Origin of the sequence: Paenibacillus sp. JDR-2 (genome assembly GCF_000023585.1) — a bacterium.
Taxonomy (GTDB): Bacteria; Bacillota; Bacilli; order Paenibacillales; family Paenibacillaceae; genus Pristimantibacillus.
In genome coordinates this window covers 599,412-616,095 of record NC_012914.1, presented here as the reverse complement: position 1 = coordinate 616,095, position 16,684 = coordinate 599,412, and the positions used below count along the sequence as shown (strand labels likewise).

12 protein-coding genes are annotated in these 16,684 nt (G+C 47.6%); 5 read left to right on the top strand and 7 right to left on the bottom strand.

Features of this window, described 5'->3' with window-relative positions; genetic code table 11:
• Nucleotides 1-45 precede the first annotated feature (45 nt).
• Nucleotides 46-2,217, top strand: coding sequence for a glycosyl hydrolase family 95 catalytic domain-containing protein (locus tag PJDR2_RS02755; RefSeq protein ID WP_012772520.1), 2,172 nt, complete (start codon nucleotides 46-48; stop codon nucleotides 2,215-2,217).
• Between the two features lie 89 nt (nucleotides 2,218-2,306).
• Here PJDR2_RS02755 and PJDR2_RS02750 read toward each other — a convergent pair whose 3' ends face one another.
• The 4 genes from PJDR2_RS02750 to PJDR2_RS02735 all read right to left on the bottom strand — a co-directional run bounded on the left by PJDR2_RS02750 (nucleotide 2,307) and on the right by PJDR2_RS02735 (nucleotide 9,173).
• Nucleotides 2,307-3,905 carry a chitinase gene (locus tag PJDR2_RS02750; protein WP_012772519.1) on the bottom strand — a complete coding sequence of 533 codons (1,599 nt, stop codon included), beginning with the start codon at nucleotides 3,903-3,905 and terminating at the stop codon, nucleotides 2,307-2,309.
• On the bottom strand, nucleotides 3,902-6,217 hold the full coding sequence (locus PJDR2_RS02745) for a glycosyltransferase family 2 protein (RefSeq protein WP_012772518.1): 2,316 nt from the start codon (nucleotides 6,215-6,217) through the stop codon (nucleotides 3,902-3,904). Before PJDR2_RS02745 ends, PJDR2_RS02750 begins: the two co-directional genes overlap by 4 nt.
• Nucleotides 6,218-6,471: 254 nt before the next feature.
• A complete protein-coding gene (locus PJDR2_RS02740) occupies nucleotides 6,472-7,830 on the bottom strand; it encodes a YheC/YheD family protein (RefSeq protein ID WP_012772517.1) in 1,359 nt (452 codons plus the stop codon).
• A gap of 2 nt (nucleotides 7,831-7,832) precedes the next feature.
• A complete protein-coding gene (locus PJDR2_RS02735; protein WP_012772516.1) occupies nucleotides 7,833-9,173 on the bottom strand; it encodes a YheC/YheD family protein in 1,341 nt (446 codons plus the stop codon).
• A gap of 153 nt (nucleotides 9,174-9,326) precedes the next feature.
• On the opposite strand from PJDR2_RS02735, the gene PJDR2_RS02730 reads away from it, so the two are divergent.
• Nucleotides 9,327-10,397, top strand: coding sequence for a YheC/YheD family protein (locus tag PJDR2_RS02730; protein WP_012772515.1), 1,071 nt, complete (start codon nucleotides 9,327-9,329; stop codon nucleotides 10,395-10,397).
• Nucleotides 10,398-10,462: 65 nt separating this feature from the next.
• Here PJDR2_RS02730 and PJDR2_RS02725 read toward each other — a convergent pair whose 3' ends face one another.
• Together PJDR2_RS02725 and PJDR2_RS02720 are read right to left on the bottom strand one after the other, a co-directional pair.
• On the bottom strand, nucleotides 10,463-11,503 hold the full coding sequence (locus PJDR2_RS02725; RefSeq protein WP_012772514.1) for an NADH:flavin oxidoreductase: 1,041 nt from the start codon (nucleotides 11,501-11,503) through the stop codon (nucleotides 10,463-10,465).
• A gap of 147 nt (nucleotides 11,504-11,650) precedes the next feature.
• Nucleotides 11,651-12,544, bottom strand: a complete 894-nt coding sequence (locus PJDR2_RS02720) for an AraC family transcriptional regulator (protein WP_012772513.1) — start codon at nucleotides 12,542-12,544, stop codon at nucleotides 11,651-11,653.
• Between the two features lie 180 nt (nucleotides 12,545-12,724).
• Here PJDR2_RS02720 and PJDR2_RS02715 point away from each other — a divergent pair, with 180 nt between their 5' ends.
• The gene (locus PJDR2_RS02715; RefSeq protein WP_012772512.1) at nucleotides 12,725-13,558 is read left to right on the top strand and encodes a phytanoyl-CoA dioxygenase family protein; all 834 of its coding nucleotides are present in this window, start codon (nucleotides 12,725-12,727) and stop codon (nucleotides 13,556-13,558) included.
• A 263-nt stretch (nucleotides 13,559-13,821) separates the two neighbouring features.
• Here the strand turns inward: PJDR2_RS02715 and PJDR2_RS02710 are convergent, their stop codons facing one another.
• Nucleotides 13,822-14,385 (bottom strand): hypothetical protein, encoded by a 564-nt coding sequence (locus PJDR2_RS02710; RefSeq protein ID WP_012772511.1) that lies wholly within the window; start codon nucleotides 14,383-14,385, stop codon nucleotides 13,822-13,824.
• Nucleotides 14,386-15,365: 980 nt separating this feature from the next.
• Here PJDR2_RS02710 and PJDR2_RS02700 point away from each other — a divergent pair.
• Both PJDR2_RS02700 and PJDR2_RS02695 read left to right on the top strand, forming a co-directional pair.
• Nucleotides 15,366-16,256 carry a ParA family protein gene (locus tag PJDR2_RS02700; protein ID WP_012772509.1) on the top strand — a complete coding sequence of 297 codons (891 nt, stop codon included), beginning with the start codon at nucleotides 15,366-15,368 and terminating at the stop codon, nucleotides 16,254-16,256.
• A 4-nt stretch (nucleotides 16,257-16,260) separates the two neighbouring features.
• Nucleotides 16,261-16,680, top strand: coding sequence for a hypothetical protein (locus tag PJDR2_RS02695; RefSeq protein ID WP_041613263.1), 420 nt, complete (start codon nucleotides 16,261-16,263; stop codon nucleotides 16,678-16,680).
• The last annotated feature ends 4 nt before the right edge of the window (nucleotides 16,681-16,684 follow it).

Here is a 16,684-nt window from a genome sequence, read left to right as displayed (position 1 = left end):
ACGGGCATTGCGTATGAACATTCAAAACTGGTGGTGGATACTAGCGTGGAAGCAACGGAATGGAAGCAGAGAGTGAAGCAGTATAAGGGAATCTTTACGGAACCGCCGAAGACTGTACCTTCGGACAAAGTCGTTGATAGCCCGGTAATCGGCAATGGCGATCTCGGCGTCACCATTAGCGGAAGACCTGAACAACAGCGTGTATGGATATCGAAAACGGATTTCTGGAAAGCGCAGCTGATGTACCCAAATGGCAGCCCGTGCCTGCTCGGCGGAATCGATATTCATATACCTGATCTGGTAAACGCTTCGTATTATTGCGAGCAGCAATTGGATGAAGCCAAAATCGTATCGACATTTCGTGGCTCGGCCGCGACGGTATACATGACCTCTTGGATTTCAGCCATGGAAAATGCGTTAATCGTTGAACTGAGCTGCGAAGGGCAAGCGGTTTCCGTTACCACGGATCTGTGGGTGCAGCCGGGTAATGAATCGGAAACGGACTATGGGCAGGATGGCGATACGGTTTGGGCGGCACGCAAATTTTCAGGCGACGACATCGAATGGCCAACGGAAGGCGTTATCGCTATGCGCAGCTCGGCGGGTAGTCATTCCTTTAAGCTGCAGCCTGGAACAAAACAATATTTGATTGCCTACGTAATGACGAACCATGACGAGGAACATTATTTGCAGGAATCGATTCGCAAAGTCGGTCTTATCGATGAGGATTTGATTGCTTCGCTGCGCTGTGACCATGAGGACTGGTGGAGCACGTTCTGGTCCAAGTCTGCCATTGACATCGGGGATGAATTACTGGAAAAGTTCTGGTACGGCTCCCATTACATTATGGCCTGCTGCAGCCGCAACAAGAAGTTCGCGCCTGGCTTGTTCGGCAATTGGATTACGACGGATACCCCGGAATGGTCGGGCGATTACCACTTGAATTACAATTACCAGGCCCCTTGGTGGGGCGTATATTCATCCAACCACATTGAACTAAGCGAACCGTATGATACGCCGCTGCTGGAGTATATGTCGAACGGCCGCCGGTACGCGAAGGAATACTTGGGATGCCGAGGACTCTACTACGATGTCGGTATTGGCCCGAAAGGTTTACCCACCGCATTGTGCAATACCCCCTATGAGAACGGGCATATGTTTTTGGGACAAAAGAGTAATTCGGCGCTAAGCACGGTCAACATGCTGATGCGGTTTTACCATACCTATGATTTGGACTACGCTGGATTCGTATACCCCTTCCTTACTGAGGTTGCGAATTTCTGGGAGGATTACCTGACCTTCGAGAATGGCCGTTACGTGATTTACCGCGATGCTATTCATGAAGTCGGAACCTATACAGAGTCGCACGACGATGATCATTGGGACCGCGGCTTGGAGGATATGAATCCCATCCTTTCATTAGCGCTCATCCGACTGTTATTTAAAGGACTGCTCGATATTTCCCGGCAATTGCAGCTCGATGCAGACCGTCACGTGAAGTGGACTCATATTGTGGAGCATATTAGCGAGTATCCAACGTATCAGCGCGAAGGGAAAACGATATTCCGCTTAACGGAGCAAGGTTACGATTGGTGGCCGGACAATACGCTGGCCATTCAGCATATTTGGCCTGCCGGCGGAATAGGCCTTGATTCGGATCCTAGGCTTTTGGAGATTGCCAAGGATACGATTACGGTGCTCAATCGATGGACCGACTATAACGGTTTTCCGACGATATTTACCGCCGCGGCGCGTGTCGGTTATGATCCCGAGACGATTTTGCGCGAGCTTCGCCGCCAATGCTCGGAGCACAGCTTCGCGAATCTCTTTATTTTCTTCGGTGGAGGTGGCATCGAATGCTGCAGCGGAGTACCTTCGGCTATCAACGAGATGCTGCTGCAAAGCCATGAACATGTGATCAGGCTGTTCCCGGTCTGGCCCCGGGACAAAGCTGCCCGTTTCCACAATCTGCGTGCTGTTGGAGCATTTGTTATCTCCAGCGAGCTGTCGGGAGGCACGGTAACGCGCATTGAGCTTACAAGCGAGAAAGGCCAAGCTTGCCGCATCTTTAATCCATGGCCAAACAAAGCATTCTCTTTAATGGAAGTTGACGGTAATCAGCAAAAAGAAGTAGCATGGCAGCTATCTGCCGATATCATCTCTTTCCATACGGAAACGGGTAAATCCTACACCTTGCGCCTTCATGAGAGCAATTGAGTATATAGCTTATTAACCATTAAGCTAGGATTAATCGTTTATAATAAATAAGCAGCCCGCCCTCGTAATGAGGCGGGCTGCTTCTCTCGTTACTTTCCTTTTACCGCTTTTTGCAGTTTCGATAGTACCGCATTGATCTGATCCTCAGTAAGCCGTGCCCACGGAGAGCTATCCGGATCCGATGCCGAGGCGGGGCCTTCCCCTTGATTCCACCACTTGGCCTGATAAGGTATTCCCTCGAACATTACCCGCTTACCCGCTTCATAAATAGCCGAGTCCGACCAGGAAGGATAGGTGCCTTTCGGCACTGTAGGCTGTGGAATCGGTTTTTCGCCGGGCAATACGGGTCCAATGAGGTTCCATGGCGTTTCCCATGATTGCAGCACCGGATTGTCGGGAACATCGCCTTTTGTCCACCACTTGACCTCATAGACATTATGGTGCCAGACGACTTTATCGCCGGCAAGGTAGGTAGTCGTTGGCGACCATATCTGATAGGGGCTCGTCGCCGGGTTATCGGGCTGCTGCTGATCGGACGACACTTGATCTGGCGTTGTTACGAGACCAGCGCTCATGGATATGTTCCCTTTAAAGCCCATGCCGAGTAAATCGGAATAGCCGTATTGCGTTTGCTTCACGCCGCTGCAAGCGTCGGAAACCAGACTGACGTCAGCATAATTACTGCCGCACATGATATCCCGATTTGCCGACCACATGGACATCCGGCCAACGCCATGAGAAAGCGCAAACTTGTTTAGGGCCTCTGCATCCTTCAAAGTGAAAACTTCGTTCTTATAATCGTTTTGGCCAATCATTGGCGTTGCGCCAATCTTCGACCATACGGTAGTATCATCAAGATGCGTACCTGCCTGTTGGTAAAGAATCTTAAGTTGGCGTGCAGTCTGTATTAACGCGCTTTCCGAAGCGGTTAGCATCGTCTGATCCGAAGATAGACTTGAGCCGTAATCCATCGTCATCACGTTTACTCCCGCCAGGTCGACATCATGCTGAAGCAGCTGTGCTACGGCATTCGTACCATCCTGGCTCAACCCTTGGGGAGACACAGGCAGCGTCACCCATACCGCCAATTGTTTGCCTGCATCCCTTCTTTCCGATTGCAGCTTGGCAATCGCGGCGGCACGGCGGTTGCCGGCAGCCGTATCCGTAAGTCCGGCATTCTCGAGATCCAAATCGATTGTATTCAGGTTATAACGGTCAACAACCGATCGATACGCGGATGCCAGTTCACCGGCGTCCGCACACCCGACTGCCAGCTCCCTATTTTTCTGGCCGCCGAAGGAAGCCGCAATACTGCCCCCCTGTTGTTGTAGCCGGGCAATACGACGATCAAGGTCGAGACTGTCCCTAGCTTGATTCAACGTGTAAGCACCACCCCAGGATGGCGTACAAGGATTGGCCGGATCAGAAACAATAAAGGCAAGAACCACGTCCTTATTCTCGGTAGAGCCCAGATTCTGAAAGGTGAATTGGGGAGTAGCCGTAACGTCGACGTATGGCGCGAACCACTGGTTCTGCACGTCGGCCCGAGCGGCCCATATATTGCCTATACGTCCGGTAGCGCCTAAGATACCGCTAGTGATAAGACCAATAAGTACAAGGCATAGAAAGATTAACCGCCATGGCGATAATCGCCGCCCCCCTATTAGACTCTTCGTCGCGCTAGTCATGACGTCATCACTTCTTTTTCTTCAAGATAGGATGTTCGGCTGGTTGATGCCAGATGATTGAGCGCACTTTCGGGCAGCCGCATCTCCGTATCGCCATGATAAAGAATCGTTTGCCAGTTGGCGCGCTCGGTATGCTCTTTCTCCTGATCCTTCTGCTTCTTCTTCACTGGAACGTACAACCAATTCAAGATGCTGAGCCATACGTCTACGATTGTATTCTTAATGCCGATAAATTCCACAACGGCCCATGAAGCGGTGATGGCATTAAAAGCTGCGAAAGCGGCATTCCCCCAGTTATGCTGCACTTTGTTATGCCAGAAAATAAACAATGAGAATCCAATTACGATAAGCGGCGAAATTACGTACAGCATTGGCGATACCGTACGTTCCTTCACTTTGGGAGTCCGCGCGAACGGGATTTTTTTAGCGCTTAAGGCCTGCTGCATGGACTTCAATACGCCAGCCAAATTTACGGGCAAGAGAATTAAATTGAAACCGTAAATTCGGAAGACGTCGCTCCGTTTGTATCCGCTGTATTTCAGATCGCTGGACATTGCTATAAAATACGGCAGCGCCGCCAGAAGAACAAAGGGACTGAGCAGCCGCCCGTCAATGGGGTAAGCCAACAGAAATATCAGCCCAAAGCTTGCCCACGCAATAGAGGCAAGGTAATTCAAACGAAGCAAGATCTCGGCATTCGACATCGCGTTTCCTTGCCGTTTACGATCCCGGACCAACGACCAGAGCTTGGGCAGGATGATGAGACCGCCATTTGCCCACCGGCGCCGTTGTACGATAAGTGACCCGAAATCAGGCGGCGTGGCGCTGTAACTTAGACGTTCCGGATAGTTGAACAGCGTCCAATTATGCCTGGCAAGATCGACGCTGGATTCCGTATCTTCAATAACCGTGCGGTCTTGAATAAACCTGCGTATTTCAAAGCCGCCCACCCACTCCGTCTCGCCGATTTCCTCCAGGGCGGATTTTCGGATAATAGCATTAGCTCCGACCCAAAATGTTGCGTTATAGCGACTCATCCCCTGGTGCAAAATATGCTGAATGTCTGTTGTAGCGCCGGCAATCCGCTCAATGCGGGTAGCTGCCCCGCGAAAGGAAGAATACGGGGTCTGGACTACCGCCACACGGGCATTGTCCGGCTGCTGCAGGAAATAAACCAGGCGCAAGCAGTAACCGGAACGCAGAATGGAATCCGCATCGAGGGTAAGTACGAAATCGCTATCCGGGAAAGCGACGCTCTTGCCTTTCCGAATTCCGGACGCGGGCACCAGTATGGGACCATCCGGCGTATCCACCTGATTGCACGTGCGGCCCATAAGTCCGATATAGGAATTGAGGTTCATGGCTTTATTCGGTTCATGGGAAAGGGAAGCGAATTTCTTCCGTTCAAAGACATCAAGCTCCGAATTAAAGATCCAGGTCAAGCGTTGATAGAGCTGACTGATTCTAGCAAAGGGAAGCCTCACCTCGTCGTCGCAAGAGGCAATCAAAGCTTTATGCACCAAGCGCAGCTCTCCGGATAAACTTCCCACCACATCGTTCACAAAAAATTCCCCGACATGGTCATCTTTCGCTTCCTTGCTGCCGAGCTGATCTAACCAATCCGCCGCCCAGGCATAGTGTTCGGCTAGTTCCTTCGTAACCGCCGGACTGACATGCGAGGACAAGGCCTGTTCGCCTGTAAATTCTACAAGCTTGGCCTCAAAGAGCCGGCGGGGTTCGGCAAATAAGTCCGTAATCTCCTTAGCCAGCTGCCTGGTCGCGTTGAGGCGGGCTAACGTCTCAGGGTCGGTCGGGTATGGGGCATCATCCAGAAGGAGTACAATCCGAATATGGGGATACTCTTGTAGAGCAGCAGACAGCAAAGTCTTTCTAACTACTCCAGGCTCTTCGTCATAGGACGGTACCAATACGGTGATAGAGGGCTGGTTCTTCTCGAAGTATCTATCAATTTCAGCGCGAGGCACGCGCACATGTTTGCTAAACCGCTGCAAGGCACCCTGCCTTGCCAGAAGATACATGAGGGCCGAAAAAGTCAGAAGCGTGACAATCACTAGATAGGCAAGAGACTCCATGACGAACGGGAACGTATTCGGTCCTTTGAAATACTGCTTAATAATTGTCGTTATGACATATGTACCCCAGAAACCGATAGTCAAAATAATAGCTAAACGGCTGTATACCATTTTCCGGGTGGATGGTTTGTCATGAACAATCGACAGCGGCGTTGAATCATGCTCAGTCCCCCACTGCCGTTTCCGTGCCAGTTTCCTAGTGCGTCGTAAACGTGGCATATCCCGTGTCAGGCCTCCTTCAACTTTATATCTACACCAAGAATTCCATGACTAACCGCGGCAGAAAACAGTCTATTGTTATAAGGAAGCAAGACTAGTCATGCTTGACCAACTCCTTATTTTTTAATATTAAAGAATATGACCAAAGAACTAATTCTATTCTAGATTCCAAACTGACTTTCGGCGTACAAAAAAACAGAGCAGCGGCATCCCTCTGCCGTGCCCTGTATAGAAATCTATCTCGTATGATCTCTTTAATTAGAGTTTTTAAAGCCGGATAGCGCATTGGCGTACAGCAACGGCTTAGCCACTTGCTTCAGGTATAGGCTCCTTTGCTTGGCGTACAACGCCAGATGGTGATCGGGCAAAATGTTCACTTCCAGCACGTAAATATGACCGTTCTTATCCACCATCACATCGACGCCGATATCGGCGTAATTCCCGCCTTTTGCATCAAATACTTTGCAGGCCTTGGTGCAGATCTCTATCATTCGTTGCTGCGTCAGAAGCGACTGACTTCGGCTATAGCCGTAAGTGCCTTGCAGCGCATTTAAGCCTTTGCTTGCAAAGCCGGCGGAGGTAAAGTTTGTAACAATGCCGTTTTTCTTGCCGAACCTTGCAATGACCCCCGTGCAGGACCACTGAAGCTGTTCGTTTTTTTGCATAATGACCCTAAAGTCGATGCCCCTGCTATCTGAACGCTTCATCTCTATCCCTTGCTGGACGATATACTGATGCTCCCGCAGGAGATTCGCCAAATAGCCAGCTACCTCATTGGTCCCTACGGACACTACTCTATAAGGACTGGCCTTTTTATTATTTTCGGGGTAGATGAACTGATAACCCGCTCCTGAACGAACCGCTTTTATAATCCCCCTGGCCATAGATTCCATCGTGGGTTTCAGATAAACGGCGGTATACCGGGATAACATTTGATCCAGATCCTTGCGACTCTGCAGCTTCTTTGTATGGGGCAAATGCTTGCGGATCGCCGGATGCGGAGAAAGCCATCTCCATAACTTCCATTTGTTGAAATGATCGCCAAGGAAATAACCGTTAAACAGACGCGGGCCAAGTACCCGTTTGAGGGCTTTGTAAGTAGGCGGATTCAGTGCTGCTCTTCTATATAAAGCGGATGGATACGGAAAAGTGCCAAGAGTCCACTTGGGCTTCGCGTCTCCCGGAGAATAATAGTACCCTCGAATCTTTTTCGCTTGCAAGGAAATATCGTCGGCCCGGCAAATATAGATTAATCCCTGTATCTGAGAATAGGGACGTAAGTAATCGTTGTAATTCTTTATTTTCTCCATGGTAATAGCAGCCCCGGGTTTAAACGCGACGATCCCTAGCACGGGACCGATGTGGACGTTATTCCCTTTGACCAACACTTTATATTTCAAAGGCGGAAGGCTATATCCCCCCAGCGATTGCGATGAAATCCCGATTGTATCGCTTGGCAGGCTTTGAGATACTCTCACCTTTAATTGTCTGTTCCAGGCTCCGAAATGCACCTTGACGGTGGATGGCCTGCTTGCGAATTTCCGCAAAAAAGCCTGATTTACGAGTAAGCTGTCCTTCTCTGCATGATTCAGCTTTTTAACATGCATCGCCATGATCACGGCCTTCTCCCTTTCGACGGATGGCTTGTGCCGAAGCCGGCTAGTTTTTGGGCATACAGCATATTCGCCCTAATCGTCCGATGGAACATTTGCGTCTCCCCCGCGTCCAAAGCGATCGTGTGATTGGGGTCGTTATGATTAACCTCGATAATCCATAATTTATTCCGTGTATCAAGAGCAAAGTCAAAGCCCAAATTTGCGGCATGATAGCCCGATGACACCAGCTGCTTAGCGATATTCCGAGCGATCTTTTCCATCCTGAGACAGACGGCTCCAGCTTCGGCTTCTCCCTTATGCAGAATCCTTCGAAGAGCTCGTTTACCCTCCATGGCTGTTCCGCCTTTGGATATGTTGCTGACAATGGACCTCCGGGGTCCCTGCCTTGCGATAATCCCCATCCGCTGCCAATTGCCTTGCCCGTCCTTCACCAGGATTAACCGGAAATCGATGAGACGCTCTTTGGAGGAGACCAGCTTTATTCTGTCTTGAATCAAATACCCCGAATGATGATTTTGTTTCCGAAGGAATTGACCCAGCTCCTGCACATGGCGAAAAACCTTCTTTAATGAACCTTTATGCGTAACCGCGATTTTATGATTTTGTTTGGACAGCTTGAGAATATGGCTCCCAAATGATCCTTGAACCGGTTTCATATATACCTCATTGCTTTGCTCCAGCATTCGGGCAATATCCTGCGGACTCTGATACAGAATGGTTCTAGGCAGATGGGTTCTGACGCTTCCGTTCCGGGAGAGAAGCTTGTGCATGCTCCATTTATCCAGCCGAAAATTATTAAAGACGGCTCTTCCCAGGCTGTTTTGAAAATGGGGCATTAACGGCGTACTGGTTAACGATTTGTTCATGATGGACGAGGGATATCGGTATTGACCGTAGATCCATGTCTTCTTTACAGGTGAATACATAAACCCGTGAATCGTCTTTGTCCGAAGATTAACGGCATCCGGGGAAAAAGCCAGCAGCGCCCCATTCACGTGACGGTGCGTCTTCGCGTAATGGAGTAGATTCTTAAAGGGCAGACTGCCTTTTATTTTATCAACAAGAATACCGATATAGGGTCCTACGCTTAGCGTATTTCCAGTCTTTCGGACTTGAAATTGTCCCTCTGCCGGTATCTTTAATGTAGTCATGCATGCATGAGAGACGAGCATTTGGCCTAGCGGCACCTTCTCTGAGGCCATCAATTTAATCGGATGGGTTGTAATGCCGAATTGGAGAAGGAGACTTTGATTTTGGGATAAACTCCAATTCTTCAGGAATGCCGGGGCAACCAGGACCGTATCGGACGGCAGAGAGGAACGACTGCGTATCTTGATCATGGTTAGAATCCTTTCCTCCCCTAAGAAATCAGCTATTCATTAGTCTATTATTCGCGTTCCGCAGTGTTACTTCGTTGATCATAATTGGGCCTTGTGTCCTTTCCCCCCTTCATTCATACACTGTGATTAGATCAAGGAGGGGAGGCTTTATTTGTGGCAACTCTCGGAATCATGTGGGACCGGATGAACACAGCAGTTTTCAAGTGGCAGGCCAAGGCCATTCGGGCGGCTGGGTTTGACAGGTTATTATTGTTTAAGCCCGACCATGTCGATCGCAAATACCGAACCATTGCCGGATGGGTATACGAGAATAATCATTGGCGCTATGAGCCAAGTTCCCCGTATCCTTCTATCATCTATGACCGCGGCATCTATAGCGGCCGAATGCTGAGGGAAGCCAGACAAATGAAAGAAAACTCCGGCATTCCTTTTGCGGGGGATTGGCTGGGAAACGATAAATGGAGCATCCATAAACATCTCTTGGTAAACAGCAGGCTTCGCCCCTACCTCATCCCTACTCTGCTGTTAAGCCATAATCAAGCCGTGCATACGATGCTGCATAAATATAACAAAGTCATTATCAAACCTCTTGGCACCCATAAAGGAACGGGGATATTGAAGCTGTCCTATAGGAACGGGAAATATGTGATAGAGGAAAATAAAAAGCAAAGACTCCCCTTATCCAAAGAGGGTTTACAGAGGAAGCTTGCCCAGCTGCGCAGCAAACGGAATTATCTCGTTCAGAAATGGGTGGATATAACGGATGCTGCGAACAGAGTCTACGATATCCGCGTACTCATTCAGAAGAATGAACTTGGTCAATGGCATCTAACCGGGATGGGTGTACGGCTAGGGAAAGCAGGCAATATTACTTCGAATCTAGCTACTGAAGGCAGCGCAAAGGAGATTATCTCTTTCTTAACCAAGCAATTCGGCCATGCGCGGGCATTACGACTGGAGCAAAAGCTTCGGGAGCTAGCCTTTGAAATGGCCGCACAGCTGGAACGATCCTTTCAAAAACGGCTGGTCGAGCTTGGCCTTGATTTCGGGATTGACCGTCAGTCCCATATCTGGATCATCGAGGCTAACGCCATACCCGGCAAAGAGGTGTTTAAGCGGGCCGCTTCTCCAAAAGTGTTCAAACAAAGCCTGCAGCTTCCGATTTATTATGCGGGCTTCCTGCATAGAAGGCTGTCGGGAGGAAGAGTACGGCGAAGGCAATAAAATCGCTCAACAGAGCAAAAGCGGCTCCACAAGGAGCCGCTTTTACTCTAATAAAAGGTATTTGTTTAGAATAGTGTCTTCAGCGCTTCAGGCGTGAACGGCACCAATTCAGTCAATTTACCTTCACGGATTTTGCTGGCCCATGCCGGATCAACCAGTAGTGCCCTGCCGATCGCCACCAGATCACATTCATCTTTTTCGAGCTTTTGCACAAGCCCATCAATTCCTGTATTGGCAGAGCTTTTTCCTTCCGTGAAGAAGGTCATGAAATCACTGTCGAGTCCAACCGAGCCGACGGTAATCGTTGGTTTGCCGGTGATCCGTTTCACCCAGCCCGCAAGATTCAAATCCGATCCGGCAAATTCAGGCTCCCAGTACCGGCGGGTCGAGCAATGGAAAATATCCACGCCTGCATCCACCAGCGGTTGTAGAAATTGCTCCAGCTCTTCAGGATTATAAGCCAGCTTCACGGTGTACTCCCTTTCTTTCCACTGCGAAATTCGCAGCACAATCGGGAAATCCGGCCCAACAGCTTCGCGGCAAGCCCGGACGACCTCTTCGGCGAATCGGGTGCGGGCTAGCAGACTGCCCCCGTAACGATCCGTACGCTGGTTGCTTTTCTCCCAGAAGAACTGGTCGATCAGATAGCCGTGCGCGCCGTGAAGCTCTATGCCGTCGAAGCCGATCCGCTTTGCTTCAGAGGCCGCGTCGGCGAAGGCTTGAACAATAGCGGTAATCTCGGCTTCGGTATAGTCATTCACTTGCTTCTTCGTGCCCATATGCCAGATTTGCGGCATAATTTTTCCGCCTGCGGCATGAACCTCGGCTGCGACGTTAGCCCAGCCTTTCAAAGCTTCTTCGCCGTAAAAGTGAGGCACATCCTTCGAGTTAGAGGAATCGGGATGATTCACCACCGTTCCCTCGGTTATGATAAGACCGACATGATTCTCGGCTCTCCGGCGGTAATAAGCGGCTACGTTCGTTCCGGGCACCCCATTCGGAGACATAGCGCGCGTCATAGGCGCCATCACAATGCGATTGGCCAGTGTAAGCTGCCCAAGAGTAAACGGACGGAACAAGGATTGTACGGCTGTAGAAGTGGACAAGGTTTTAACCTCCGATCAAGAGTTAGATGTTATTACAATTAGCAAACCGACAAGCGTAAACGGATTCTCGTTATAGGAAATCCAATCGATATAGTTTTAGAATAACATAGGATACCGTAAGCCGATAATCGATGCATCGAGATTGGACTATCCATTTTTGAATTCCGTAGGCGTCAGACCCGTCTCCTCTTTGAAATTGCGGGAGAAATAATGGACGCTGGCGTAGCCAAGCCGCTCCGCGATCACATCCATTTTCTCCCCGCTCAGCAGGTAATATTTCGCTTTACGGATACGTTCGTTGATGAGATATTGCTTCGGGCTATCTCCGGTACATTTGCGAAACAGCGATGAGAAATAAATGACGTGATAACCGCACAGAGCTGCAAGCTCATTGACGGTCCAATTCTTCTCCGGCTGCTCATTGATGGCCTGAAGGGCAGGATCAATCTTGTCCTGCTCCGGCGACTTTTGCCGCTTCGTCAGCTGACTGCGAACGATGGTGGTGATCAAATCTGTCATTAATGAACGCAGCACGATGCGGTAGCCCGGCTGCTCGTTCATGTATTCTTTTACAATCCGCATCAGGATCGGCTTGAGGTCGGGCTTGGTGAAGAAAGGCGGCAGCTCCAACAGTTGTTTGTTTGCTAGCTCAAGCTTGTAGCTGGGGCGGATACTGGTTTTAAGCTTCTCCTCGCTGCATGCTTCTATCGAGAATGCGGGATGGACAAGCTCTAGCGACGACTGCCGATAAGCAAAATGGATGCCGATGAAGACTGCTCCCGTTCGAGCGATAATTCGGTGCGGACAATGGGGTCCGTACAGCGCGCTGTCTCCTGCTGCCAGCGTATATTGCTCCTGGCCAATACTTATCTCGGCTTCCCCCGAGAGTAGACAGAATAGCTGATAGTCCGGGATGATGCGAGGCCCCCACTGTTCGGAGGCAGGCACTTCGGCCCGGCTCGCAAAGTTAACCGTTGGCTGAAGGTCATCGATCGCGCCAAGGACAATATCCGGATAGGAATGCGGCGGGTCTTGGATCATACGGCGAAATCACCTCATGGCAGGAATGATCAAGGATATTTGAAAAGTGCAAAGACCTGTTTCGTATCTGTAAATACACCGCTTGCAAACTCCGCTATGCTTAACACATCAAGCCATCACGCAAGTTCGAACCGCAAAACGGTTCTTAAACAATCCAATGATTATTAAGGAGTTGTTGTTATGTTAAGTCAAGCACAAATCGCGGAGTTTGAAAACAACGGTTTTCTAAAAGGTGGGGTTGTGTTAAGCGACGACCAAGTAGAGGAGCTTCGCGAGGAGCTGGACAAGGTGATGAACGGCGAGACCGTCAATAAGCCTGTCTTGAATCGCAACATGCTGGATTCGGATTCCCCCTATGACAATATGAAAATGATCACGAGCGAGAGTGTCGTCCAGATCGTTAATATCTGGCTCGCCAGCGATCGTTTCCTCCAGCATGCCGCGCATTCGGTCATCTGCGAGGAAGTGGCGCAGCTATGCCATTCCAATTCGCTTCGCATCTGGCATGACCAAGTGCAATATAAGCCTCCGATTACAGGCGGATCTACGAATTGGCACCAGGATCATCCGCTATGGCCGATCATCCAGCCTGCCGATCTCGTCAGTGCATGGGTTGCGCTTGACGACGCCGTGATCGAGAACGGCTGCATGTGGATGGTACCGGGCAGCCACAAGTGGGGCAATCAACAGCGTTATCTGGCGAACACGCCGGACTTCATGCCGTACCATCAACAGCCGGAGATGCTGCCGAACAACGCGGCGGTAAATGCCTTGCCGTTCGAGATCAAGAAAGGCCAAGTGGGCTACCACCACTGCCTGACTTGGCACGGCAGCCCGCACAACCGCTCCGAGATGAAGCGCCGCGCCATCGCCGTGCACTACATGCCGGGCCACACCCGCTACGAGCCCGTAGGCGAGCACGTCATGCTCTCCTACGTCAACGTAAAGCCGGGCGAACTGCTCGTGGGCGATCATTTTCCGGAGGTGTACCGGAAGCAAGGGGTACAGGTTTAATGATTTTCGGGAGCCGCGCGGAATGCGCGGCTTTTTGTTTTGTCCGGCGATGTCAACAAAACATAAAAAATACAGAGCAGCGGCATCCACCTCGCCGTGCTCTGTATAGATCATAATCTTCAGTTCTTGCCTTACTCTTCCCCAACCATCAATCCATGGACCGCTAAACACCACACCCACTGACAAACAAACATCACGGAGATGTGCAGTACAAGCCGCGTACTTCATAGGTAAAGTACTGTTATGCTATTCTCGACTTTGTCTCAGTTAGAGCTATTATCCTTTGCTTTATTCCCAATAATACTGACCATTGAGTTTAACTTGAATAGAATTGCATCTATAGAAAATCCCACAATGAAGCTTAAGCTAATTTGAAAATTAATACTTCCAGATTCCTTTATTTGATCCATACTCTTAAAATTAATAAAACCTGAATTCAACATGAGTACAATAACTAGAGCTATTGTGCCACCTAAAAATGGTCTAAAAAATAACGTCAAAACAAAGACGATATACTCTTCTGCCGCACTTCTTTCACTCATTGAGGCACTTTCTTTCATTTTATTTAATATTGAAGTTACGGAGAAAACACAACCGCCTAGGAATCCTCCCCAGAAAATATATCCCGACATCATTTGGTAAGTTTGGACATTTATCCATGATTCAGGTCTTAAAAGAGAAGGAACAATGATCTGGCCGGCAGGGAAAAATAAAATAAACATACTCCCTATCATAAAATAAAAAAGTAAAGCAATAACAATACCTACGGTTAGGTTCTCATGCCATTTAAATAGTTTTGTTTTAGTTTCCTGTTTTAATTTAGTCACATATGTTCCTCCAACATAGTATAGAAGCAGTTGAGGCTGAAAGGTTTTTATTCAATACCTGCGCCTTCTAAGTTAGCATTGCAATTTCAGTATTAACTCCAAGCGAACAATAACAATTAACAAATTAATGTCTCTTTAATAGTCGTAGCACAAGCAAACTATAATCTTAACATCCCTTAATTATTATTTCGACATCTTTCCACGAACACATTAGCCCATAGGCCTGAAAACCCGAACACTAACTAACTAATTTATAACTTATTTGTAGAATGATGGGTTTCAAACGATGCTGGGTCGAATGGGTCTGACTGATCTGGAAATCAAAAAAAATGGTCTTTGGTCACGAAATCACAAAAGAAGCTATGAGAACAAAGTCGCTTGGGAAGATGATGTACGATCTGCACAAAGAACTGAAAATCTACAAGTAAATTCAATCCTCTTTCAGAAAAAGAAATTGGTATCTAAGCATAGGCATTTCTATTATGTTATCAACAATGCCATAATCTCTACATGTGTTGTGACTGGTTTAGAATTTTTTGTAGACATCTTATATACAAAAATTCATCCCTCTCCTGCTATTTCCTTGGCTACAATCGGTCTACATTTTTGGACAAAACAAAATCCCGACCTCATGTGGTCGGGATTTTAATGGTGGAGCCGTATTTATGACCGTATTGACTCTTCGCGAGCTAACTTCCCATTTCCACTTTCAATACCTTGGATAGCCTCTTCTTGAGTTATACCTAATCTGGTTCCGTTAATATTCTTACCACCGACATGCGTAATTCTCTCATGCGGATTGTAACGATGCAGTAGAATTGGAAAAGCTAATTATTGAGCACATTTTATTATGCTATAATAAAGAAATAGATTTTAGGGACTAAGCAATTTCTTTGTATTCATGGATGCTCATTAGGTCATAATATTACTGCGAGTAGTCAATCCAAGCTACTCGTTTGATACAGGAGGTATTTAGGTTTATGTCTGCAAAAATTATTAGTTTCATTAGTGAAAAAGGCGGGGTGGGAAAAACAACTTGTTGTTATCACATAGCTATAGGATTAGAGAGGTTCCATAAAAAGAAGGTTCTTGTCGTGGATACAGACTATCAAAGAGGTGGAATAACATGCAGGCTTATTCCCTCAATGTTAGAACATTTTAAAAAAGGAAAAGTACCAAATAAAACATTATATACAGTCTTCAGGGGTTTATATAGTGATATGGACTTAGAGGAAATTCCACAACCAGAGGTTATTATTGGAAATTATAACACTCCACTAATTCCTAGTGATCCGAGATTAACTGAAGTAACAATCGATAAATTGCCCGGACGAACCAATGTTCTTGAAAGAAGTATGCTTGATTATAATCATCTTTCAGCTATATCTAATGCTCTTGCTCCCTACAAGGATAAATACGATTATATTTTAATAGATACACACCCTGAGATTTCACATCTCTTAAGAAGTGTTATTTTTGCTTCTCACTTTAGTGTGTCCCCAGTAAAACTTGATCTTCAATCAAGTGTAGGTGTTCCCTCAGCAATTGAAGCAATTCGCGGGGTAAATAAAGATAGAGAAATTTTGGAGAGAACTTTGGATCTCCCAACAACACCTGAAACTATTTTTGCCGGTGCAATAGGAATGATGACAAAGGAATATAACGGTGACTTGATATTCACAATGAAAAAGCAGTACGTTCGCCTAAAAAAGACTGATAGCATTTTCAATAATTACGTTACAGAAGGTGATGGCTTACGTGTTGCAGCAGAACAATACTTAGCCGTTTATGATTGTGATGGCACAACTGCTGATAAACAATCCTGGCAGTTTAGATCCATTGTAAATGAATTTATAGCGAGGTGTAATTAAGAGTATGAATCCACTTTTATTTAGGGAAATGTTTGACTGGCTGGGTGCTGATGGAGTGAGAGCTGGGCTGAGAAGCAGCAAACGTTTAACACTAAGTCAACTACAAAAAGTTGCACAGGAACTAGATATCCCATATAAAAACAAAGTGACTCGAAATAATCTTATAGAGCTAATAATTTTACAGTTTGATAGAAGAATCGAAAAAACTTTCAACGAGATGTCTAATATGCATGCTCCTGAACTTGCAGAATATTTAGATAAAACAGGATGTAGCAAAGAGGAACTTATGAATTTACTTTCCGACAACGAGATTCCTTTTAAGAAATCTGATACAAGAGCAGCACTTATAAGACACGCTGCTGATCAAATCAGTGGATTGGGAATTTTCAGAAGAATAGCTGGAAACTCTACGGAGGAAAAATAACTTA